The organism is Ruegeria atlantica, from assembly GCF_013032455.1.
Taxonomy (GTDB): domain Bacteria; phylum Pseudomonadota; class Alphaproteobacteria; order Rhodobacterales; family Rhodobacteraceae; genus Ruegeria; species Ruegeria atlantica_B.
Genome location: NZ_WQCF01000007.1, coordinates 1 through 21,351 on the forward strand (window position 1 = coordinate 1; position 21,351 = coordinate 21,351).

A 21,351-nucleotide genomic window follows, 5' to 3' on the forward strand; every position below is an offset into this window, starting at 1 on the left:
CTTAGTCCTCCGTTTCCTGAACATAACGGTGGACCCGTTCAGTTGGGGAGGCTCACGTCGCGGATGCGTACAAATTGGCTCCACTTCGAGAGGCAGTAAGCTTTGGATCGGCCACGCTGCACCGCGTTTTCCAATGCTCTCAGTTTTTTGTGTAGCAACGGGAGGCCTGGTTCGATCAACTTTATGCCTCCTGTGCGGTCCTATGTCCCCAAGCATCGGGGCGTCAAACTGATCAAAACTAGACAACATGAATGCTTTAGGCCGTCTCAACATGATTATGCATCTATGCAAATGACCCTTGCGAGTTCCTTGTAACACTGAAACCTTATTGCAGCTAACACTTTGCCCTCAAGCGGTTAGCGTCTAGCCCTAGGAATTTGAAATCAGTAAACTTGCGGTTTGGGTCTGCGACTGATGGGTTCGGCTATCTGGCACCAGATTGAATAGTCATGGGCAATGGCAGCAATGCGGGCTGCGTTTGCAGCATCTATGTGGGTGTTCGAAGTCCGCTTTGGGCCGTACTGGGCTAACTGCGGACGTTCTCTGCGTTGAGCCTGAACGAGTCTATGAGCCCAAAGCTACCACTTCGAAATTGGTCGTCGGCTCCCATCGTGGCTCTGCAATTTCTCGGGAAAATCAAAGACTGTCTAACTGGTCAGCAGAGAGTCGGACCGCGCTCAATTCCTGCTTGCGGCCTTGATTCTGCGGCGCCAGAAGTGGCGCCGCAGGGTTTTCTGGGATCAGAATGACCACTGAAGACCGATACGTGCAAACGGACCTTGGGCGTTGCCTCCGATCTCTTGTTCTACGCTGACTTCCAACAGCATATTCTGGACGACGTCTTTCTCATAACCAACTGCCAGACTTCCACCAGTGAAATCATTTGAAGCAAAAATCAGAGTCTCGGTCGTCGAGAAGACGGTTACGTCGGTGTCGGAGTCACCTACATCACGACGTACAACGCCGCTTACCTGTCCGGTCAAAAAACCACCGTCGGCAAGCTCTGCCACGGCTTCGACGCCCAAGCGGGCTTCGATCACCTCGGTAGTGACATCTCCAACGGTCGCATTCGCGCTTGAGCCGGTCTCGGTGTAGCCGTCGTCCTTTTGGTTGGTGTATCGGGCATCTGCAAAACCGAGCAGCCCGAAATCGCCGCTGACATCGAATGCGCGTTTGACCGCGACATTGGCCGTAAGAAGTCGGCTGTCGTATTCGGCTTTGGCATCCGAGCTGCCTGCGATCTGACGTGTTCGGTCAGTCGAAAGCCAACCGTAACCAAGCCCGCCTTCAATCGTGTAAGCACCGAACTGCCGACCAAAGGCGGCGTCGAGGTAGAAACCGGTGGTGTCGAAGTCGGTTGTGTCACTGTTACCATCGGATGAGAACACACCCATGCTCAGAGCCATCGCAATGCCGTTGTCCAATTGCCCTGCGAAACCGGCGCTGCCTCCGTACAGTGTCACGTCAGTGTTGACACCAGCATTGGTTTCGAAATCCCTGCGCTGCAGATCGACCGCCGCATAAGGCCGCAAGCCGGCGATAACCCCGCCCTGTGCCACCTGCGGTGCCTGATTGTAGTTCAGCGCGTTGCCACTGCTGCCTACGACACTGCCATAGAACGCCACGACATCGGCTGAAACCGCAATGTCGGCCCCGTCAACAGCAGCATATATCGGCGCCGCGCCACCCGCGTCCTGAACGAACCAGGCAGAACCTTCATCGGAAACCGTAGTGGTAAAGGCGCCTGTACCCGGTGCGGCATCCTCGAAACGGAACACTGCACTGCCACCTCTGGCATCAAGGTTCACATTGTGTTCGTTGACCCGGATCAAACCGGCAACGTCGTCTTCGGTGCTGGCGTTCAATGTCCCGGAACCGTTGCCCAGGTACACGGCGTAGACCTCGTCATTTCCCGATACCTGGATGGTGCCCAGACCATTGATCGTGCCATCGAAATTGTCGAATTGGATACCAGCCGCGCGCGTGCCTGAGCTGCCCGTTGCATGAGCAGAAATCAGGCCAGTGTTCGAGAAGGTCCCTTGCATATCGTAGGCATACACACCGATTGCCTTTGACTGGTCTGGAGACGGGCCACCCGTATCCATTCCACCTTGGGCGGAAACAGTGATGCTGCCGGAGTTTGTGATATCGCCTGTAACCACCTCATCCACATACACACCAAAGGCTTCGGCCTCGGTGTCTCGCGAAATTGCATTGGCGGTCACCATACCAGAGTTTGTGATACTGCCACTCAGATTATCAGTCAGGTAGAACCCGGACGCGGTCGCAGAATCCTCGGCAGCTTCTGCTCGGAGTGTCATGGTGCCGGTGTTGGTGACTGTGCCCGAAACGTCATCACCAATGTAGATGCCCGTGGCCGTTGCTTCATCAGCTGTGTTAAGCGAAAGCGCGGTACCTGTGATTGTACCCGAGTTCACAACTGTTCCGCCGACCAAATCCTCCAGATAAAACCCACCCGCATTGGCTTCGTCATCAGTATCGGCGCTAGCAAATGCGGTTATTGTACCGCTGTTGGACACTGTCGCGCCTGCCAAAACGTCATCATCAATGTAAACGCCGTAAGCAGAGGCGTCGGACTCAACCCCTATTGCGGTCACATTGATCGTACCGCTGTTAATGACCTGTCCTGACAGATCGCGGTCGACTAAGACGCCATAGGCGATCGCTTCATAAGTCGATGGCGCGGACGCAAATGCATCGATTGTGCCCGTATTGCGGATCACACCGGCTGCATTGCCGTCCACTTCGATCCCGATAGCCGACGCTGTACTGTCACTGGTGGTGATAGCCAATGTTTTGATAGAGCCTGAGTTCACAATCTGACCGGTTTCTTCCAGATCGTCTTCGACATATATGCCCCATGCATAGGCATAGTCGTCGGCGAATGATCGCGACTGGACGTCAATAGTGCCAGAGTTTCTGATCACACCCGCGACGTCCCCATCTACTGCAATGCCATAGAGCGATGCGGTGCTGCCATAGGTGATCAGCCCGTCGAGCTTGATAGTGCCCGTGTTAATGATTGCGCCTGTCTCGGAAACATTTCCGTCGACGAAAATACCCCAAGCCTCGATATCGCCATCAGTGGACAACACGTCAACTTCAATGGTGCCGTTGTTTCGGATCACCCCGTCGACGTCACCATTAACCCGGAGAGCGTAAATATCCTGCGGATCAGAACCCGTGATATCCAGGGAAATGGTACCGCTATTCACCAACTGACCTGCTTCGAGCAACGACCCGTCCAACAGAAGACCAGTCGCTGTATCGGTGTCTGTCGCCGTGACCGAGATTGTCCCGTTATTGGTGGCTGTGCTTGAGTAGTCCGTAGAAATTGTAAGCGCAGGGGCGCTTGTGGATGTGATCACAATCGCGCCGGTTGACGTAATTTCGTGATCCTCATCCGCTGAGGTTACTTGCGGAGTGGTCAAAACCGTTGAGATGCTATCCGCCTGTGCTACTCCGGTGGCCAGCGCAATCATTGACACTTGCGCAAGCAATGCGGCTGGCGCGGCGCTTACGATTTTCCCTTTCCACTTGAAAAGTCGCCCACCACGAAGCCTGGGGGCAACAACCCCCACTTTACTATTTGACATGTACCGTCCCATCAAAAACTAACATTTTCCCCGAAGCTCGTCGCTTTGCCACGTACGGCTCGGTTAACGTTTGGTTAATCACCCCGGAATCGAAGTGCAATTGGTCAGTTGCACATTGCATCGGAAGACTTATAGCTGTTGGAAGTTCGTAGGAAATCTGCAACACAATGTGGCAATTTCACGGCCGTCCAGACCGGAAACAGTCACCTGCAAAACCGGAGATATTTGAATGTCAGCGAACCAGACGCTTTCCATCGGAGAAGCTTACAGCCAGGGCGCCAAGGCCTTCGAAGCGGGACAGTTAGAGCGCGCGGTTAACATTCTGAATCAAATACTTAAGGCCGCTCCTAAATTTGCACCCGCCCACCAGCTTCTTGGCGTCATTGCGTTCCAAACCGGCCAAGCTGGTCCTGCCGAAAACGCAATGCGCGAGGCCATCCGTTTGCATCCAGATAATGCCGGGTTCCTTGCAAACTTCACCGAGGTTTTGCGTGCAAACGGCAAGGTTGACGAGGCGTTAAAGGCAGGTAAACGCGCAGTTCAACTGGCACCAGGAAATGCCAGTGCGCATTCCAATCTCGGGCTGGCCTATTATGACTCCGGAGACTTGATAGAAGCTGAGGCTTCTCAAAAAAGGGCGTTGGCACTTGCCCCCGAATTAGTCGCCGCGTTGAACAACCTTGGGTCGATTGCGCGGGACAATGAAGATCTGGTAATAGCCATTTCCTTCTATCGGCAAGCAGTAAGTGTTAGGCCCGATTACATGGAATCCGTCAACAACCTCATATCTGTGCTGATCGAAACCGAGGCCTTTGACGAGGCTCGGACCCTTGCGGACGATTACCTTGGAAAGCCCTATGTTTCAGCCGAGTTGCGTCGCAACCGGGGCCGGCTGCATGCCTTGTACTGCGAATGGGATGAGGCCGAACGACAGTTCCGCAATTCCATCGCCACCGATGAGAAAAAACCCGAAGCCTATGTTGGGCTAGCGCAGGTTCTGACAGAGAAGAACTTGCACGAACTGGCGCTGCTGGAAGCCGAGAAAGCGCAGCGGTTGGACCCCGAACATGCCCCCGCCTATCATTATATAGCCCTGTGTAAATCGCATCTTGGGGATATTGAGGCAGGCTTTGCGAATTACCAGAAAGCACTGGAGCTCAAACCAGACTTCACGGCGGTTATTATGGCGTTGGGTTATCTGGAAATGGAAAAGGGTAATTTCGACGCGGCCCGGAACTGGTTCAAAAAAGCGGCCGAGAAAGACTCAGCGCGCCTGAACGCCCAAATTGCTCTGGTTAAGCTGGATAAGGTGACAGAAGACAGTGCCGAATTTCAGGGCCTGGTCGCAGCTTTGCCCGACGCTCAGACTATGCTGCCGGAACAATCGGTTTCGTACCACTATGCGTTGGGCAAGTGTTTTGAAGACCTCAAGCACTATGACGACGCATTCGAGCATTTCGCAAAAGGTGCTGCGATCAAGCGCAGTATCATTGATTTCGACGCGAACGAGATCGAAGAAACAGCGAACGACCTTATCGCTCGCTTTACACCAAGCCTAATCAACAAGCTGCGTAAAAGCGCCGTGGACAGCCGCCAACCCATCTTTGTGGTCGGGATGCCTCGCTCAGGAACAACCTTGACCGAAGCGATCCTTGCTAGCCACCCAGATGTTTTTGGCGCCGGTGAATTAAGTTATTTGCACAAGCTCTTTGCGGACCAGTTGCGCGGCGGGGACAAGAAAACGGGCAGCCTGATCGCGGACCTGTCGGGCCAAGAGCTTACCAAACGCGCCCAGCGATATGTTCAGCTGTTAGATGCACATGCACCCGGCTCGCCGCATATCGTCGACAAGATGCCCGCCAACTTCCTGATGGTTGGCCTCATTCATGCCGTCATGCCCAACGCCCGGATCGTTCATATCGCGCGCAATCCATTGGACACCTGCCTGTCCTGTTTTACGCGTGTGTTTCAGCGCAGCCAACTTCACAGCTATGACCAGGTTGAATTGGGGCGCTATTTCAACGCCTATGTGCGAGTGATGGAGCATTGGAAGAACGTGCTACCCGAGGGCAGTTTTCACACTGTTCACTACGAAAACCTGGTCGATGACATTGAGTTCGAAGCCCGGCAATTGATAGCGTATTGCGGTCTTGAGTGGGATGAAAATTGCCTTGCCTTTTACAAAGGAAAGCGCCGAGTTAGGACCGCAAGTGTTCAGCAAGTGCGCCAACCATTGTATGCCTCGTCAAAAGAGAAATGGCGCAAATACGAACGACATTTGGCACCGCTCATCGAAACTATTGGTGAGTCCGCAATTGATCGGTAGATGACCAGCCTGGGGTTCGCAGAGTTTTCGTTGGCTGGACTTGTTGCCGACAAGAAAGCTCATCCGCGGTTCAGGCCTATAGCAAGTGTTGTTCGGGAAGAACGCTTCTTTAAAATAGAAAGAGCCTAGTCGAAATCACTCCACGCGCCGAGTAATGCGAGTTCTTCGGATCGAGAAGGGTGATCGCTGCGCAAGGGAATTGCGGGAATTATTGCACTTAAGGTCAGTTCAACCGATCCCAGAATTTGTGCGCGCCGCGTTTGGCCATTTCGGCAGGCTACACCACAGCAACGAGATCATGTGGAAAACGGTGGATACAGGCCTTTTTGGTGTTTTCGACGCCGTGGCCTCGGCGGGCAGCTTTGTCCGCACAACCGACCATGGGAAGCGCTTTGGTCTCGCCGGCGCAGCGAATGGCGGCTTCGGTGAAGCTGCGACGCAGCGATGGTTTTCATGACCAACGTCCGGAAAAGGCCGTTTCATACATCCCAACAAGCTGACTTATCGGCAGCTTTGTCCACACACCCGTCGTTGGTGCCCATTCGTTCGAACGTCCGCTTTGGCGACCGACTCGCGCCAAAACAAATTGAGTAGACCGAACGCTGGCTCCGGCAGGCGAAGTGCAAAACATCACAGGTGGACAGATGGGTGGACAGATTTCCGATAGGAATACCTAAATCTATGATTTTTAAATATCTATCATGATTTAGTGGTGCCCCCACACGGACTCGAACCGCGGACCTACTGATTACAAATCAGTTGCTCTACCAGCTGAGCTATAGGGGCACTTGGTGTCGATTACTTTCTCTTGCTGTGGACTGCAAGCCTATATTTTCATCTGAACTTAGGGATTTTCAGTTTTCTCTACTGCGCGCGCCACCTAACCAAACGGGCAGCACGGATTTGACTGTTCAAGCCCCAAGCTGTAACCCGGCACCCAAGGTAAAAAGCAAGGACAAGTACCGAAGATGCAGGTTGCTATCCACGCAGGCGTAGCTTTTACCGACGAAGGCCGTGTGCTGAACTCGTTGAAGAAAAACTCCGACATTCTTGCGGCAAACGGGGCTTCATTCTTCGGCCCACGCCGCTTTAAGACTTCGTTTAAACCTGTTCTAGACGAGTTGAAGTCGGAGGATGCTGAAACGGCCGCACGCCAATATCTTAGGGATATCTTACCGACAGGCCCAAGGGCGCGGCGCACGATATTCACAAGCCAGGATTTTGCAGCTGAGCCTGCATTCGCACTGCAGGAAGGGCAGCTATATCCCCTTGCCGGCCGTCGAATGGCTATGTTGGAGCGAATCTACCACGAACATGAAATCGAACTGTTCATAGGACTGCGTAGCCCAGGCAGCTTTATTCCCAAGCTCTTAATGGCATTGCCGGAACAGGCGCGCACTGAGATTATGCAAACCACGGATCTAAGTTGCCTGAGCTGGATTGGGATGGTCGAAGACATTCGAGAACTTGCCCCAGGTATTCAGATTACATTGTGGAGCAATGAAGATACTCCATTTATTTGGGGCGATATTATTCGCGCGTTGGCCGGTTTGGAGAAAAGTACCGCCTTGGTGGACGAGCACGAGCTTTTGCTTTCTCTGCTGGACGACGCAGGCCAAAATAAAGTGTTGGAAAGGACGAATCCAAACACGCCGCAGGCCAAAGCACGTCTGGGGGAAGATATGGCGCGCATTTTCGAAGACCACGTGCAGCCGGAGAAAATCGAGGAAGAACTCGATCTACCGGGATGGAACGCAGAGATCGTGGATGCATTTTCTGAACTGTACGAGCAGGATCTTGACCGGCTCGGCGAAATCCCAGGGGTCCGAGTACTAACACCTTGACCCCTTAAATTGAACTCAGCCATGTGTAAGTCCGCATCTGCCAAGCAGTCGCTACTGGCTGTTGGTCAATCTTAGCGGAAAGCTGAATTTCGCCCGCGGACAACAAATGTCAGACGGGCTGAAAACCGAGTTAGCTCATACCCAGGGCTTCTTTGTACATCTCCAGAACCGCTTCTTCCTCGGCGATATCGTCCTTGTCGCGCTTACGCAGTGCGATCACCTTACGCATGACTTTAGTGTCATAACCGCGGGCTTTGGCCTCGGCCATCACCTCTTTTTGCTGTTCTGCCAAGTCTTTCTTTTCAGCATCCAAGCGTTCAAACCGCTCAATGAACTGGCGCAATTCACCCGCAGTAACGCGGTAGTTCGCAGCGGCCTGATCTTCGGTTATGTCATCCATTTACGTCTCTCCCCGAGGTAGATTTCTGATGCTGTGTCAGCGGGCACAACGCCGGATACATTGCCGCCGCTCAGGCCGCAAGCACCCTTTCCACTTGGGCTTGTACCACCCTTGGTGATCCGCTAAGCGCAGTTAATCGTGACAAGCAAATGTGGGGAACCATGTTCGAACTCATCACCTGGGGCGGAGCCGCCCTATCGCTGGCCGGGCTGTTGGGCCTTGTGTGGTGCATTATGCGTGTGATGAAAGCGCGCAAGTCCGGGTTGACGGATGATGAACTGCGCGCCGTCGTTCAAGGCGTATTGCCGTGGAACCTAGCCTCGCTTTTCTTGTCGGTGCTCGGCCTGATGGTGGTGATCGTTGGGATTTCCTTCAGCTAAACAAAGACCTTAGACTGGAAGGTTGTCGAAACGCGCCTCCATAGCGTCTTCGCACAAGGCCGCATCCAACTGGCGCAGGCCCAACGGGACGTGCATCCCCTCCTTGCGCATCCGCTCGATCACTTTGGTTACACTGGGCTGAAGGGCAAGACGCGTGTTCAGGCACGCACCTTTCAGCTTTTCCTGTAGTTGTTCGGCTTCTGAGTATAAATTGATTGATGACATTTCCATCCTCCCAAATGTCTCCATGTTTGCTGATATATGTAACCGTTTTAAGACCCGCTTAGATTGACCAATAATCGCGCGGAAAACCGCCTGTTCGTCAGACTATTTCGGCGGCGAAAGGACGATTTGATTAAATACTAGCCACATTACGGTTAACCTGCCTTGACCAGCATCAAATCACATACGGTTGAATATATTATATTCCATAATTAGTATATGAAAAATCGACGTCGGCGGAGGGGCACATGACTCCAATAGTAAAAGCGTTTTTCGATCCCGAAACCTTTACGGTTTCTTATCTGGCACAGGAACCAGAAGGTCTTGCCTGCGCAATCATCGATAGTGTTTTGGATTTCGACCACGCCTCGGGGCGAACAGACACACATTCAGCCGATCAAATTATCGACTATGTGCAAGCAAAGGGTTTGCGGGTCGAATGGATTTTGGAAAGCCACGTTCACGCTGACCACCTGTCCGCTGCTCCCTACCTGCAACAGAAACTGGGTGGTAAAATCGGGATCGGTGATCAGATCGTCACCATTCAGGAAACCTTTGGCAAAATCTTCAACGAAGGGACCGAATTTCAACGAGATGGCAGTCAATTCGACGCCTTATTCCGCGAGGGCGACAGCTTTCACGTAGGCCAAATGCGTGGGGATGTGTTGCACACGCCTGGGCATACTCCGGCTTGCCTAACCTATGTGATCGGCGACGCGGCCTTTGTCGGAGATACTCTATTTATGCCCGATTTTGGAACCGCACGTTGCGATTTCCCCGGCGGATCATCCGAGAAGCTATACGCTTCGATCCAAAAAATCCTGTCACTGCCGGATCAGACGCGTGTCTTTGTAGGTCATGATTACAAGGCCCCCGGTCGCGACGAATTTGCCTGGGAAACAACGATCGGCGAACAGAAGGCTTTGAACGTTCATATAGGTCAGGGTCGGTCGATTGAAGAATTCGTCGATATGCGCGACGCGCGCGATGCCACGTTGCCCATGCCACGCCTGATCCTGCCCTCGCTGCAGGTCAACATGCGCGCGGGTCAGATGCCCCCATCGGATGAAAATGGCGATGTATTTCTGAAGCTTCCGCTCAACAAACTCTGAAATCCCTGCGGTCGGACAAAGGACGCAACATGCAAATCGAATGGCTTTGGGGTCTTGGCGGCGGCCTGCTTATAGGGCTGGGCGCTGCTGTCTATTTACTGGGCAACGGGCGCATCATGGGGGCCAGCGGCATTCTGGGCGGGATGGTCGACAGCAGCGACCGCTCGTTGGAACGACTGAGTTTTCTGGCAGGGGTGATTGGGATGCCTATTTTGTTGCGGCCCTTTTTTTCACCAGCGCCTGAGACTCACCTAACTAGCAATATTGTGATAGTGATCCTCGCTGGGCTGTTGGTCGGGGTGGGAACACGCATTGCCAATGGCTGCACGTCAGGTCATGGCGTCTGCGGGATTTCGCGTTTTTCCCTGCGCGGGATCGTGGCCACTATTTTTTACATCGCCGCCGGAGCGGTGACGCTTGCTTTGCTACGCCACATCTGGGGAGTGATCTAGTGCGAGCGCTTATTTCTCTATTGGCGGGATCACTGTTCGGAGCTGGCTTGCTGATCTCAGGCATGACAGACACCACCAAAGTGCAGGGCTGGTTGGATATTTTCGGGCAATGGGATCCGACGCTGGCCTTTGTAATGGGGGGTGCGATCCTTCCAATGCTATTTGCATGGCAATTGACAAATAGTCGAAAGCCTTTGACCGGCGGGCAATTTCCGTCAAAAGCCACTACCGAATTGGACCGCCGCCTGATCCTGGGCTCCATCTTGTTTGGCATGGGTTGGGGGCTTGCTGGACTTTGCCCCGGGCCTGCGCTGGCCTCACTAAGTTATGGTGGGGTTGGAGGCATCCTTTTCCTTATCTCGATGATTTTAGGAATGTACGCAGCTCCGACCTTGGGTGCGCAACTGGACAGAACCGCCAACGCGGCATAAGCAATTGCCATGGAGATTCGCCCGATTACCCCCCGCTACGCTGTCTCGCCGCAAATCACGGTCGAGGACGTTCCAGCCATTGTCGAAGCAGGCTTCGTCAAGGTCATCTGCAACCGACCGAATGTTGAAGTTCCACAGAACATGCAGTCTGATGCAATCGGAGAAGCGGTGCGCGCAGCGGGTCTGGAATACGAAGTGCTGGAATTGACGCACCAGACCATGACACCCGAAAACGTGGCCCTGCAACGAGAGCTGGCTGAAAGCTGCAGCGGGCCTGTTCTGGCCTATTGCGCCTCGGGCACGCGGTGTTCGGTAGTTTGGGCATTGGGTCAGTGCGACCGGATGAGCACCGACGACATTTTGGACGCAACCCACAAGGCTGGCTACGCGTTGGACAATCTGCGCCCAGTTCTTGATCAGACCCGCAGCAGCGCAGAGTGATCTAACCAAGGCTGTCCGGCTCGTGCCCCGGATACGCCAATCCTGCAAGCTCCGAAATCTCGGCGGCTATCTGATTTGAATCGGCGAAATTCAGGTTCAACGCTGCGTCGCTGGATGCAACTGATTCCAAGCTATCTGGAGCTTGCGGTATGTCCGTTTGCAAGGGCATGTCCAACCCACGCTGCAGCGGCTTTGTCGTACGTGCCTCTCGAAAATCCTCCGCACCGGGCTGTGTGAGTGCAGACAGAGGCGCGTACTCGTTCAGGCGCACCGCGCGCATTCCACCGCACTGGCCCAGACGCCCAATTGCCGCGCGCCTGCGGTCGATTGTCAGAACCTCGGTGCGATCTAGTCTAGATCCAGTCAAGGGTAAGATATCACCTACTCCAAGGTCAGACAGCGACGCCAGTGGCAATGTCATTCGGCAAATCACAGTATCCAGCTCGGCCCGTAACACGCCGGAGGCTTTCTCAAGAACTGGCCCGGTGCTTTCATCCGTTGTCGCGTCTTCCTCCGCATTGGGTAGCTCGGGCAAAAAGACGGAAATACGCCCCTGCCGCAGCCCTCCGCCCAACTCTACCGTCAGCTCAAATACCCGATACATGTCCTCCACCAATGCCAACGACATCGCGCGGAGATCGTCCAATCGAAACGAGTATTCGTAGCCTGACAAGCTGGATTGATCCGCTGGCGTATCCACCAACTCGACCGCGCGCATCAAGGCGTCTTCGACCAGAGGCGCGATCATCGCCCCGTCTGTGTGCGTATACGGGCGAGAGGCAGGGGTGTCAGACAACACCTCTCCGATCGTCTGTACCTGCACAATGGCGGAAGCAGCACCCATGTCCATGCACGCGGCGGCGACCACACCATTGCCGTTCACAAACTGCAATATCAGCCAGTCATCTCCAATCCGGTCTATCAGCGCCTCGGTCGCGCGAACCGATTGTTTTGCGCCGATCACAGTTAGAGGAAGTTGCAACTTGTCCCCGGCTGCCCGCGCAAAGGCGAGGCGAAGCGCCCGCAGGGCCGAACGTGACCTGTCATCTCTTTCTTCCTGACCGACCGAAAGCTTGCGCGCCAAAGCCGTACTGCCCGATTGCGTCATGCTGGAAACCGTTGTGAGTTGCTGTAACTGACCTCTGGTCTAACCCGCTGTGGGTTACAAATGTCTTTACATCCGCCCTATTGGGCTGCCTGCCGATACGCCATCGGAAGCCGGACGCGGAACGCCGCACCGCCCTGCCCTGGCAAGTAACTGATCTCACCACCCAGACGCTGCATGATCTCGCGGCAGATCGCCAACCCAAGCCCTGCGCCACCCGCTTTATCCACGCCGACACGTGCAAATTTCTCAAACACCATCGACCGGGCCTCGGGCGGGATGCCGCTTCCATTATCTGCGAAATCGATAATTACTTGGCCACCGACATCGTGTGCCGAAATCGTCAAGACTGGCTCTTCGGCATCACAGTATTTTTGGGCATTTGAAATCAGGTTGATGAATACCTGCCCTAACCTGTCCAGATCGGTTTGCAATGGGATGCGCTCGGATGCTTTGGTGCGCTGCACGGTCAGCGTCTGCCCGGCCCCTGCCAGCGCGCTGGACACTGCCCGATCCAGCACGGAACGCAGCGTGTCACCGCCCACATTCAGGTTAACCCGGCCGCTTTCCAACACGCTCAGATCCAAAAGATCATCCAGCAACCGTGTCAGGCGCAAGGCTTCGTCATGAATGATCGCGGCATAGCGTTTCTGTTCCTCGTGGCTTAGCCCGTCAGAGTCCCGCATGATTTCGGAAAAGGCTCGGATCGAGGTCATTGGAGTGCGCAGCTCATGGCTGACCTGACTGAGGAAACTGTCTTTCTGCTCCGATATCTGCGTCAGCTTTGTATTCGCCTCACGCAATTTCCGAGCGGTAAGGGTAAGCTCAGCGGATTTTGCCTCAAGCTGGCTGGAATACTCCAGCAACTGTGCGGATTCATCGGCCACGGCCAGCAGATCTTCGACAGACACCGATGACCCGCCGACGATCTGGCCAATCATCGCGTGGGCCGTTGCCGCACCGACAGAACCACTCAGTTCACGTTCCAAGCGCTCCAAAAAAGAGGGGGTGGGCTCAGGCAGGCTGGTCCTTCCCCCCTGTCTTTCGGCCTCGGCCTGAAAGAACTCTTGCGCCGGAACGGTACCCAGAATGCGTTGGGTCATGATCATTAGGTCTTCACTTTGCGCGACCGAACCGGTCCAGCCACGCGGTGCGACCGAGTGGTCAAAGACATTGACGAACTGCGCCCCCTGCAAACGCTCAAGCGGGCTTGGGAAACTCAGCAGCGATGCGACGCAGAACGCCACGGTGTTCAGGGACAGCGACCACATTACGGTGTGCACCATCGGGTCCATCCCCTCGATCCCGAACAGAGCTTGCGGGCGCAGCCAGCTCCAACCAAAGGGGCCATTTTGCAGGACCGTCTCGGGCATCAAAGCGCCTCCCATCCCCGGCAGCAAAAGCGTATAAATCCATAACAGGAAACCAACGGTCAGCCCCACCAAAGCCCCGGTTCGCGTCGCCCCCCGCCAGAACATTCCACCAACCAGAGCCGGCAGAAGTTGGGAGAAACCAGCAAAGGCCACCAGACCGATTGACGCCAGAGCCGCCCCGCCTCCGGACAGGCGATAGTAGAAAAAGCCCAGCGCCATGATCACGGCGATCGACACACGCCGCGCCATCAGCACGACGTTCCGTACGTCGCCCGACACCGAACCCGAGCCCTCTTGCGTGCTTAGCCAGATCGGCATGACCACATGGTTCGACACCATCGTGGAAAGAGCCATCGCAGTTACAATGACCATGGACGTTGCCGAGGAGAATCCTCCGATAAAAGAGAACATCGCCAACCAGTCGTTGCCCTGCGACAAAGGCACCGTCAAAACAAATAGATCGGGGTTCGATCCCGCAGGCAGCAAGTCCAGCCCCACCACGGCAATCGGCACCACAAATAGGCTCATCAACAGCAGGTACAGCGGAAAGGCCCAGGCGGCGGTGCGCAAATGCCCCTCATCCGCGTTTTCCACCACCATTACTTGAAACATCCGTGGCAGACACACAAAGGCAGCAGCAGACAGGAAGATTAATGTGGTCCAGCGCCCGGCATCTACATTCCAATGACCGATTTCTGACGCGTCAATTCGGTCCATCATGGGGCTTATGCCCCCCGCAACGCCCCAGACGACAAATGCGCCAACGGCAAGCAGTGCGAACAGCTTGACCACCGCTTCCAATGCGATGGCAGTCACAACCCCGTGGTGTCGCTCATTAGCATCCAGATTTCGCGTACCGAATAGGATAGCAAAGACCGCTAAGCCAGTCGCAACCCAGAAGACGCTGGAACCTTCGCGATAAAGCCCCGACGGGTCCGCTTCGGCAAAGATTGAGAACGACAGTGTTATAGATTGCAACTGCAACGCAATGTAGGGGGTCCCCCCCAGTACGGCCAAAATCGTCACGCAAATCGCCAATGTGTTGGACTTGCCGTAGCGCGATGAAATCAAATCGGCAATTGATGTTACCCGCTGACTGCGCCCGACCCTTACCAACTTTCGCAGGCCCCACCACCAGCTGACCATCACCAGCGTCGGACCGAGATAGATCGTCACGAATTCAAGACCTGACCGCGCGGCGTTGCCTACCGCGCCGTAAAAGGTCCAGGCTGTGCAATAGATCGACAGCGACAGCGTGTAGATCAACGGAGATCGCAGCCATGCCCCTCGCCCCGCAGCGGCCATCCTGTCCGCTGCGAAGGCCACACCGAACAACAGCACGACATAACCGAGGCAAACCAGAATCAAGACGTTCAGCGTTGCCATCTGTCCGTCTCTGGCTCCGTGTCTTCAGCTGCACCCAGTCGTTTGGCAGCGAACCCAAACAACAGACTTGCGATGATCAGGGCAGCCCAACAGGTAAAGATATAAAAGATCGCCGATGAAAGTGGCACATCCTCTGAGCCACTCTGGTCGCCAGGCCACAGCAACGGGATGGCCAGCAGCGCCGCGCCTAAAAAGGGCAACAGCCGTGCGGCATCCGACAACCTGCGACGACGATAACTCTGCCGCTCTAGAAACAGCGAAGGCCGGGGGCCCGAAGGCGGTCGGACTTCGCGCGAATTCATGACTGCGTCGCCTGTGCGTGAAGATCGCGCACTGCAGTCAACATTTCGGTATTAGAGAATGGCTTGGTCATGAAACGACTGACACCTGCGTTCTCGGCCATCTCGCGATCGCGGGACTGGCCGCGTGCGGTCAGCATCAGAACCGGCAGGCTCTGCATGTCGTCCAACTCGCGTAAATCCCGCAGAATCTCCATCCCGCTTTTGCCCGGCAGCATCACGTCCAGAATGACCAGATCCGGGCTCGCCCCTTGAATTACCTGTAACGCATCCGCGCCTTCAGCATGGGTTTCCACATGCCAACCCTCACGCGTCAGCAAGAAACGAATGGCCTCGGCGATGTTGGGCTCATCCTCAATTAACAGAACCTTACGGCTCATGATTATCTGTCCTCCCCGTGACAGGCCACAAACTGCAGACCTGTCGCCGCCAGCTTACGCGCAGTGTCACGAAACTGTCAAAAACCTTCGCTCAGAATCGACGGCTCACGGCGCGACCTGCAGTCGCTGTGCGGGCAGACCCTGCAACTAGGGCCAACGCGGGCAACGGCCTGCTCATCTTGGGCTACGTCCTCAACCGAACGCACCAGCATAACCGAGCGATAAACTGGCCCCTGATCATAACTCAGGACAGATTGTGGCCACGCGTAGGCGTAGCAGTCGAATACCGCTGCCGTTCGACCAAGTTGCACCACCCGTTGGTGGATGGGCACCAGCGGGCGGTTCAGTGCCTGAAACAATGGCCATAAAGGACAAGCCTCGCCAAAGCGCGGCATGGCGAACCCCGGCACAGATTTACTGAACAGAATACTGCCGGACGCGTCGCACACCACCAACCCGGTCGGCCGTCCCAGATAGCCATCTGGTAGAGCGGCAAGCCTGCGCAGCACCGTCGCCAAATCTACCGAGAACCGCGAGGCCAATTGCAGAGGATCCAGCGAAGCCTCGGCCAACGCAGCCTGAAGCTTGTCCAGAGGTATTGCCCTGGCATCAGCTGCATAGACGTTCAGAAAATCCTGGGTCAGAGATCTTGCCGCTGCTGAATCCAGTTCGCTCAGATCCAGTTTTGCATCCCCCCCACTTTCTTCGATCGATGGGAAGTGGTGTCCGTTTGCGTCAAAAAAAGCTTCGACATCTTCCAGTGGCACCCCCCGATGGTCCCCGGCAGAATCGCTTTCGTCCAGATACGCCACCAGCGACTTCGAACTTTCAGCCAGTCGCTCTGCGTCCTGATGAAGGTTGCTATGGAACCGGTCCTGCCACTCGGGCTCGATCTCTTGCGTGTCGGCAAGAATCGCGGCGGTTGAACGAATCGCGGCGGCAGTCGACAGGACCTCGTGCATAGAGGCGGCCAAATGCGGGTCATGAGTCAGCCGGTCGGACAGGGTTTCTACCGTGCGTTCCAAGGAAACAACCCGGCGGTGCATCTGTGCCAATACGCCAGCCCAACCTGGGAAACGGCCTGCGAACTCTTCCAGACTTTCCAGTTCGGCCTGCTGACCAACGGCATCTGCAGCCGCTTCGCGCAGGGCCGAAATCAACGTGGCCTCGATCCCCTGTGTCAGCACTGATGGTTCCACCGCCAGAGCCCCAGCGATATCAACCAATAACTTGCCGCCGATCCTGCGACGGTTGTGTTCAATCAGATTCAGATAAGAAGCAGAAATTCCAACCTGACGCGCAAGATCTGCCTGCCGCAGACCCGCAATCTGACGCCTTTCCCGAATACGGCTTCCCGTCAGCGTATCGCGCACGCCCTTGCCCTTCCCTATTCGATACCTCTCTATGGAAGCTAGAGATTTTCATAACTCTTAATGTATTTCTATAGGTTAAACACGAATTTTCAAATAGCATTTACAACGTTAACATAGCTGATAAGTACAAAGCCCCACGGCGGAAACCAATTTCTGCATGCGGCCCCTTCTATTTTCCCAGTTTTCCCGGCACGATAGAAAAATGAGTGACCCTGCATTTGAATATGCACCAATCGGCCTTGTCGAATTGGAGAACCGGATCATCCGGCGCTGCAACTTGCAGTTCGCCCGCACGTTTGGTGGCGAAGAGGAACAGTACCGCAACATGCCGCTTTTGCATCTATACCCATCCGTGGCGGATTGGGAAAGGATCGGCGCACGCGGATTGGAAGTCATGCGAGCGACCGGGTATTACACCGATGAACGGGTTATGCGCCGTCGCAACGGTGACCTTTTCTGGTGCCGGGCGCGCGGCCGGTCCCTGACACCGGACGACCCGTTTCGCCACGGCATCTGGAGCTTCTCTGACATTTCGGAGGAGCGCCCGCTGGTCGAACTAACAAAGCGGGAACGTGAGGTTGCCATCATGTCTTGTCGCGGACTGTCCGCCAAGGAAATCGGGGTTGAACTGAACCTCAGCTATCGCACGATCGAAGCCTATCGCGCGCGCTTGTTAGAGAAATTCGGTGCCCGCAAATTACCCGAATTGGTGGCGAAACTTTCGGGAATGCCCCTCTGACCCTTTCCCGTCTTCGAAAACTTGGACAAACCCCTACCTGACAGGCCCAGACTGCGCTTTTCATGACGCTGCGCATGGCTTATAACGCTGCCTAATCAGACCAAAGCCCGCAGCAACAGACGGGCCAAAGGGGAACCGTCGAGGACACTCATGACAGACACCAAACACGAAGCGGACGTGGCATTCATCAAGGCACTGGCCGAATTGCTGCGCGACAATGACCTGACTGAATTGCAGGTGAAACGCGAATATGGTGAAGAAGACAGCCTGAATGTGCGCGTCAGCCGCATGAACCAGGTCGCAGCCGCTCCGGTTCAGGTCGCTGTTCCAGCCGTAGCACCTGCTGCTGCCCCTGCCACCTCTCCGGCCCCTGCCGCCGCCGAGGCACCCGTTGCCCAGGAAGACCCAGCCAGCCATCCCGGTGCAGTGACCTCACCCATGGTCGGCACGGTTTATATGCAGGCTGAACCCGGCGCACCCGCATTTATCTCGGTAGGTGCGTCGGTGTCCGAAGGCGATACACTGCTGATCGTCGAAGCGATGAAAACCATGAACCACATTCACGCGCCCAAGTCGGGCACCATCAAGCGGATACTGGTTGGCGATGGCGACGCTGTGGAATTCGGCACCCCTCTGGTCATTGTTGAGTAAGGCGGGCCCATGTTCGACAAGATCCTGATTGCCAACCGAGGCGAGATCGCCCTGCGCGTCATCCGCGCTGCGCGCGAGATGGGGATTAAGACGGTCGCCGTACATTCGACAGCCGACAGCGACGCGATGCATGTGCGCATGGCGGACGAATCGGTGTGCATCGGCCCTCCGCCCAGTCCGCAAAGCTATCTGTCTGTGCCTGCCATCATCTCGGCCTGCGAGATCACGGGCGCACAGGCGATCCACCCCGGCTATGGCTTCCTGTCAGAAAACGCCGAGTTTGTGCAGATCGTCGAAGACCACGGCATCACCTTCATTGGCCCCACAGCCGAGCACATCCGCGTCATGGGTGACAAGATCACCGCCAAGGACACGATGAAAGCGCTAGGCGTGCCTTGCGTTCCCGGATCTGACGGTGGCGTTCCCACGCTGGAAGACGCCAAGCGCATCGGTGAAGAATTCGGCTATCCTGTCATCATCAAAGCCACCGCTGGCGGTGGTGGTCGCGGCATGAAAGTCGCGATGAGTGCCGATGAGATGGAAAGCGCCTTTATGACCGCACGCGCCGAAGGCAAAGCCGCATTTGGTAACGATGAGGTCTATATCGAAAAGTACCTGACCACGCCGCGCCATATCGAGATTCAGGTCTTTGGCGACGGCAAGGGCAAGGCAGTGCATCTGGGTGAACGCGACTGCTCGCTGCAGCGCCGCCACCAGAAGGTATTTGAAGAGGCCCCTGGCCCCTGCATCACCCCCGAAGAACGCGCCAAGATCGGTAAGATCTGTGCTGATGCGGTTGCCAAGATCAACTATATCGGCGCGGGCACCATCGAATTCCTCTATGAGAACGGCGAATTCTACTTCATCGAAATGAACACCCGTCTGCAGGTGGAACACCCGGTGACCGAGGGCATCTTCGGTGTCGATCTGGTGCGAGAACAAATCCTCGTCGCCGCTGGTGAGGACATGTCGTTCGGCCAAGACGATCTGGAAATCAACGGCCACGCCATCGAGGTTCGGATCAACGCCGAGAAGCTGCCGAACTTCTCGCCCTGCCCCGGAAAGATCACCGCGTATCACGCGCCGGGTGGGCTGGGCGTGCGGATGGATTCGGCGCTCTATGATGGCTACTCGATCCCGCCCTATTATGACTCGCTGATTGCCAAGCTGATCGTGCAGGGCCGCGACCGGGCCGAAGCTCTGGCGCGTTTGGAGCGCGCGTTGGGTGAACTGATCGTCGACGGCATCGATACCACTGTGCCTCTGTTCCACGCTCTGCTTCAAGAGTCAGACATCCACAGCGGAGACTACAACATCCACTGGCTCGAACACTGGCTTGCAGCAAACATGGCCGACTAATATACTGAGGGCGAAGGATTTATCACCTTCGCCCTTTGAGCATTTTACATGAGCCTTACCCCGGAATTATTACTTCACGGTTACTCCATCGGCATCTTCCCGATGGCAGAACACCGCGACGCGTCCGAATTATTCTGGGTCGACCCCAAGCATCGCGGCGTCTTCCCCTTAGATGGGTTCCACATATCGCGTAGCTTGGCGCGGCGTCTTCGTAGATGCGGGTTCTCGGTGACGATCAATCAGGACTTCGCAGGGGTTGTCAGCGGTTGCGCAGATCGCGCCGACACCTGGATCAACGCCGAACTGCGCGACTTGTACCACCAGATCCACCAAACCGGTCACGCGCATTCGCTTGAGGTTTGGGACGAAGACCAACTGGTTGGCGGTGTTTATGGCGTCACACTGGGGGCTGCGTTTTTTGGCGAAAGCATGTTCTCGCGCCGCAAGGATGCGTCGAAAATCGCACTGGCCTATCTTGTGGATCGTCTACGCCAGACTGGGTTCCAACTGTTCGATACTCAGTTTCTGACCGCGCACCTCGCCTCATTGGGCGCGCTTGGGATACCGCGCTCGCAATACCGGCTGGAATTGGAAGAGGCACTTAACTCTAGTGCGGATTTCACCGCACCGTTGATTCAATTGCCCGAAGGCGTGATACAGCGGATCACCCAGACGTCGTAACGGGAGTGATCCAGCGCGTTCAACGCTGGCGAGGTTGCGATCATCCACCCGTCAAACAACTGATCCGACTTGCCCTTTTCCCATATCGTCAAATAGGCAAATGCATCACCGGTCGGGTTATCAACCGGATAGCGGCAATCTCCCAAAGCGACGTCCAGCCCGAATATCTCTCCGGACTGACCATTCTGCATTTCCACATCAACGGTCTGGCCGCTGACCTTATCAAGGCCCCGCAAGATCGCACCAGGACCGGATTGAACCTTTTGCTGTGCTACAGCTCCGGTTGCGGCCAACAGCGCTGCGATCAGGGCAAAACGCCTCATTCGCTGCCATCCCCGGCCACGAATTTGACCAGCAACGAAATCAGACTGACAGCCCCCTGCGTGTCTTCGACTTGGTCGCCCGGTTCAAAATAAAACGGTGAACCACCCGGCATCACTTCGACGAAATTACCGCCCAAAAGCCCTTCGGAAGAGATCACAATTGCGCTGTCATCCGGCACCAAAATCCCATCGCGGATCGTAAACGTGGTGTCCGCGCGATAGGTATCGGGGTTCAAGTCAACGCCTGTCACGGTGCCGATCTTGACTCCGGCCAAGCGTACATCCGTACCTACGCCCACACCTTCAAGCGAGCGAAATGAGGCCCCAAGCTGATAACCGTCACCGCCTTGCGACAGGCCGGTGGACTGGCTTGCATAAACGCCAAAGGCAACAGCGCAGGCCAAAACAGCCCCGCCGACAAGAACTTCGGTCACGTTGTAAGTTGACATTGCTCGCC

At 55.6% G+C, this 21,351-nt stretch carries 21 protein-coding genes and 1 tRNA gene; 11 read left to right on the forward strand and 11 right to left on the reverse strand.

Annotation, left to right across the window (positions count from 1 at the left end):
- Window positions 1-740: 740 nt before the first annotated feature.
- A complete protein-coding gene (locus GOW93_RS12850) occupies window positions 741-3,617 on the reverse strand; it encodes an autotransporter family protein (RefSeq protein WP_170384726.1) in 2,877 nt (958 codons plus the stop codon).
- 229 nt (window positions 3,618-3,846) lie between these two features.
- Between GOW93_RS12850 and GOW93_RS12855 the strand changes: the two genes are divergently transcribed.
- A complete protein-coding gene (locus tag GOW93_RS12855) occupies window positions 3,847-5,943 on the forward strand; it encodes a tetratricopeptide repeat-containing sulfotransferase family protein (protein WP_170384727.1) in 2,097 nt (698 codons plus the stop codon).
- Between the two features lie 710 nt (window positions 5,944-6,653).
- On the opposite strand, the gene GOW93_RS12860 is transcribed toward GOW93_RS12855, so the two are convergent.
- Window positions 6,654-6,729 (reverse strand) — tRNA-Thr (locus GOW93_RS12860).
- 182 nt (window positions 6,730-6,911) lie between these two features.
- Here GOW93_RS12860 and GOW93_RS12865 point away from each other — a divergent pair.
- Window positions 6,912-7,787, forward strand: a complete 876-nt coding sequence (locus GOW93_RS12865) for a hypothetical protein (RefSeq protein WP_170384728.1) — start codon at window positions 6,912-6,914, stop codon at window positions 7,785-7,787.
- Between the two features lie 130 nt (window positions 7,788-7,917).
- Here the strand turns inward: GOW93_RS12865 and GOW93_RS12870 are convergent, their stop codons facing one another.
- A complete protein-coding gene (locus GOW93_RS12870) occupies window positions 7,918-8,187 on the reverse strand; it encodes a DUF2312 domain-containing protein (protein WP_170384729.1) in 270 nt (89 codons plus the stop codon).
- Between the two features lie 161 nt (window positions 8,188-8,348).
- Here GOW93_RS12870 and GOW93_RS12875 point away from each other — a divergent pair, with 161 nt between their 5' ends.
- Entirely contained in the window at window positions 8,349-8,567 is a 219-nt protein-coding gene (locus GOW93_RS12875; protein ID WP_170384730.1) for a hypothetical protein, read from the forward strand.
- A 9-nt stretch (window positions 8,568-8,576) separates the two neighbouring features.
- On the opposite strand, the gene GOW93_RS12880 is transcribed toward GOW93_RS12875, so the two are convergent.
- Complete coding sequence (locus GOW93_RS12880; protein ID WP_170384731.1) at window positions 8,577-8,792, reverse strand: hypothetical protein; 216 nt, start codon at window positions 8,790-8,792, stop codon at window positions 8,577-8,579.
- Window positions 8,793-9,037: 245 nt separating this feature from the next.
- Between GOW93_RS12880 and GOW93_RS12885 the strand changes: the two genes are divergently transcribed.
- Genes GOW93_RS12885 through GOW93_RS12900 form a run of 4 tightly spaced genes read left to right on the forward strand, consistent with a single transcriptional unit; the run spans window position 9,038 to window position 11,225 of the window.
- Complete coding sequence (locus GOW93_RS12885) at window positions 9,038-9,901, forward strand: MBL fold metallo-hydrolase (protein WP_170384732.1); 864 nt, start codon at window positions 9,038-9,040, stop codon at window positions 9,899-9,901.
- A gap of 29 nt (window positions 9,902-9,930) precedes the next feature.
- Window positions 9,931-10,353, forward strand: a complete 423-nt coding sequence (locus tag GOW93_RS12890) for a YeeE/YedE family protein (RefSeq protein ID WP_170384733.1) — start codon at window positions 9,931-9,933, stop codon at window positions 10,351-10,353.
- Complete coding sequence (locus tag GOW93_RS12895) at window positions 10,353-10,784, forward strand: DUF6691 family protein (RefSeq protein WP_170384734.1); 432 nt, start codon at window positions 10,353-10,355, stop codon at window positions 10,782-10,784. Before GOW93_RS12890 ends, GOW93_RS12895 begins: the two co-directional genes overlap by 1 nt.
- Before the next feature lie 9 nt (window positions 10,785-10,793).
- Window positions 10,794-11,225, forward strand: coding sequence for a TIGR01244 family sulfur transferase (locus GOW93_RS12900; protein WP_170384735.1), 432 nt, complete (start codon window positions 10,794-10,796; stop codon window positions 11,223-11,225).
- 1 nt (window position 11,226) lies between these two features.
- Here the strand turns inward: GOW93_RS12900 and GOW93_RS12905 are convergent, their stop codons facing one another.
- The 5 genes from GOW93_RS12905 to GOW93_RS12925 all read right to left on the reverse strand — a co-directional run bounded on the left by GOW93_RS12905 (window position 11,227) and on the right by GOW93_RS12925 (window position 17,141).
- A complete protein-coding gene (locus GOW93_RS12905; RefSeq protein ID WP_170384736.1) occupies window positions 11,227-12,333 on the reverse strand; it encodes a FliM/FliN family flagellar motor C-terminal domain-containing protein in 1,107 nt (368 codons plus the stop codon).
- A 77-nt stretch (window positions 12,334-12,410) separates the two neighbouring features.
- A complete protein-coding gene (locus GOW93_RS12910) occupies window positions 12,411-15,089 on the reverse strand; it encodes a sensor histidine kinase (protein WP_170384737.1) in 2,679 nt (892 codons plus the stop codon).
- The gene (locus GOW93_RS12915; RefSeq protein ID WP_170384738.1) at window positions 15,077-15,391 is read right to left on the reverse strand and encodes a hypothetical protein; all 315 of its coding nucleotides are present in this window, start codon (window positions 15,389-15,391) and stop codon (window positions 15,077-15,079) included. The genes GOW93_RS12910 and GOW93_RS12915 overlap by 13 nt, the downstream gene beginning before the upstream one ends.
- Window positions 15,388-15,768 carry a response regulator transcription factor gene (locus tag GOW93_RS12920; protein ID WP_170384739.1) on the reverse strand — a complete coding sequence of 127 codons (381 nt, stop codon included), beginning with the start codon at window positions 15,766-15,768 and terminating at the stop codon, window positions 15,388-15,390. Before GOW93_RS12920 ends, GOW93_RS12915 begins: the two co-directional genes overlap by 4 nt.
- A 77-nt stretch (window positions 15,769-15,845) precedes the next feature.
- Window positions 15,846-17,141, reverse strand: coding sequence for a short-chain fatty acyl-CoA regulator family protein (locus tag GOW93_RS12925; protein WP_170384740.1), 1,296 nt, complete (start codon window positions 17,139-17,141; stop codon window positions 15,846-15,848).
- A 202-nt stretch (window positions 17,142-17,343) separates the two neighbouring features.
- On the opposite strand from GOW93_RS12925, the gene GOW93_RS12930 reads away from it, so the two are divergent.
- The 4 genes from GOW93_RS12930 (at window position 17,344) to aat (ending at window position 20,571) form a co-directional block, all read left to right on the forward strand.
- Window positions 17,344-17,880 carry a helix-turn-helix domain-containing protein gene (locus tag GOW93_RS12930; RefSeq protein ID WP_170384741.1) on the forward strand — a complete coding sequence of 179 codons (537 nt, stop codon included), beginning with the start codon at window positions 17,344-17,346 and terminating at the stop codon, window positions 17,878-17,880.
- Window positions 17,881-18,030: 150 nt separating this feature from the next.
- Window positions 18,031-18,531: an acetyl-CoA carboxylase biotin carboxyl carrier protein gene (gene accB, locus GOW93_RS12935; protein WP_170384744.1), complete on the forward strand. Its 501-nt coding sequence runs from the start codon at window positions 18,031-18,033 to the stop codon at window positions 18,529-18,531.
- A 9-nt stretch (window positions 18,532-18,540) separates the two neighbouring features.
- Window positions 18,541-19,890 (forward strand): acetyl-CoA carboxylase biotin carboxylase subunit, encoded by a 1,350-nt coding sequence (accC, locus tag GOW93_RS12940; RefSeq protein WP_170384746.1) that lies wholly within the window; start codon window positions 18,541-18,543, stop codon window positions 19,888-19,890.
- Window positions 19,891-19,938: 48 nt separating this feature from the next.
- Window positions 19,939-20,571, forward strand: a complete 633-nt coding sequence (gene aat / locus GOW93_RS12945) for a leucyl/phenylalanyl-tRNA--protein transferase (RefSeq protein WP_170384748.1) — start codon at window positions 19,939-19,941, stop codon at window positions 20,569-20,571.
- Here the strand turns inward: aat and GOW93_RS12950 are convergent.
- Entirely contained in the window at window positions 20,526-20,894 is a 369-nt protein-coding gene (locus GOW93_RS12950) for a DUF2155 domain-containing protein (RefSeq protein ID WP_170384751.1), read from the reverse strand. The two genes, aat and GOW93_RS12950, sit on opposite strands and share 46 nt — an antisense overlap.
- Complete coding sequence (gene mlaD, locus GOW93_RS12955; protein WP_170384754.1) at window positions 20,891-21,343, reverse strand: outer membrane lipid asymmetry maintenance protein MlaD; 453 nt, start codon at window positions 21,341-21,343, stop codon at window positions 20,891-20,893. Before mlaD ends, GOW93_RS12950 begins: the two co-directional genes overlap by 4 nt.
- Window positions 21,344-21,351 lie beyond the last annotated feature (8 nt).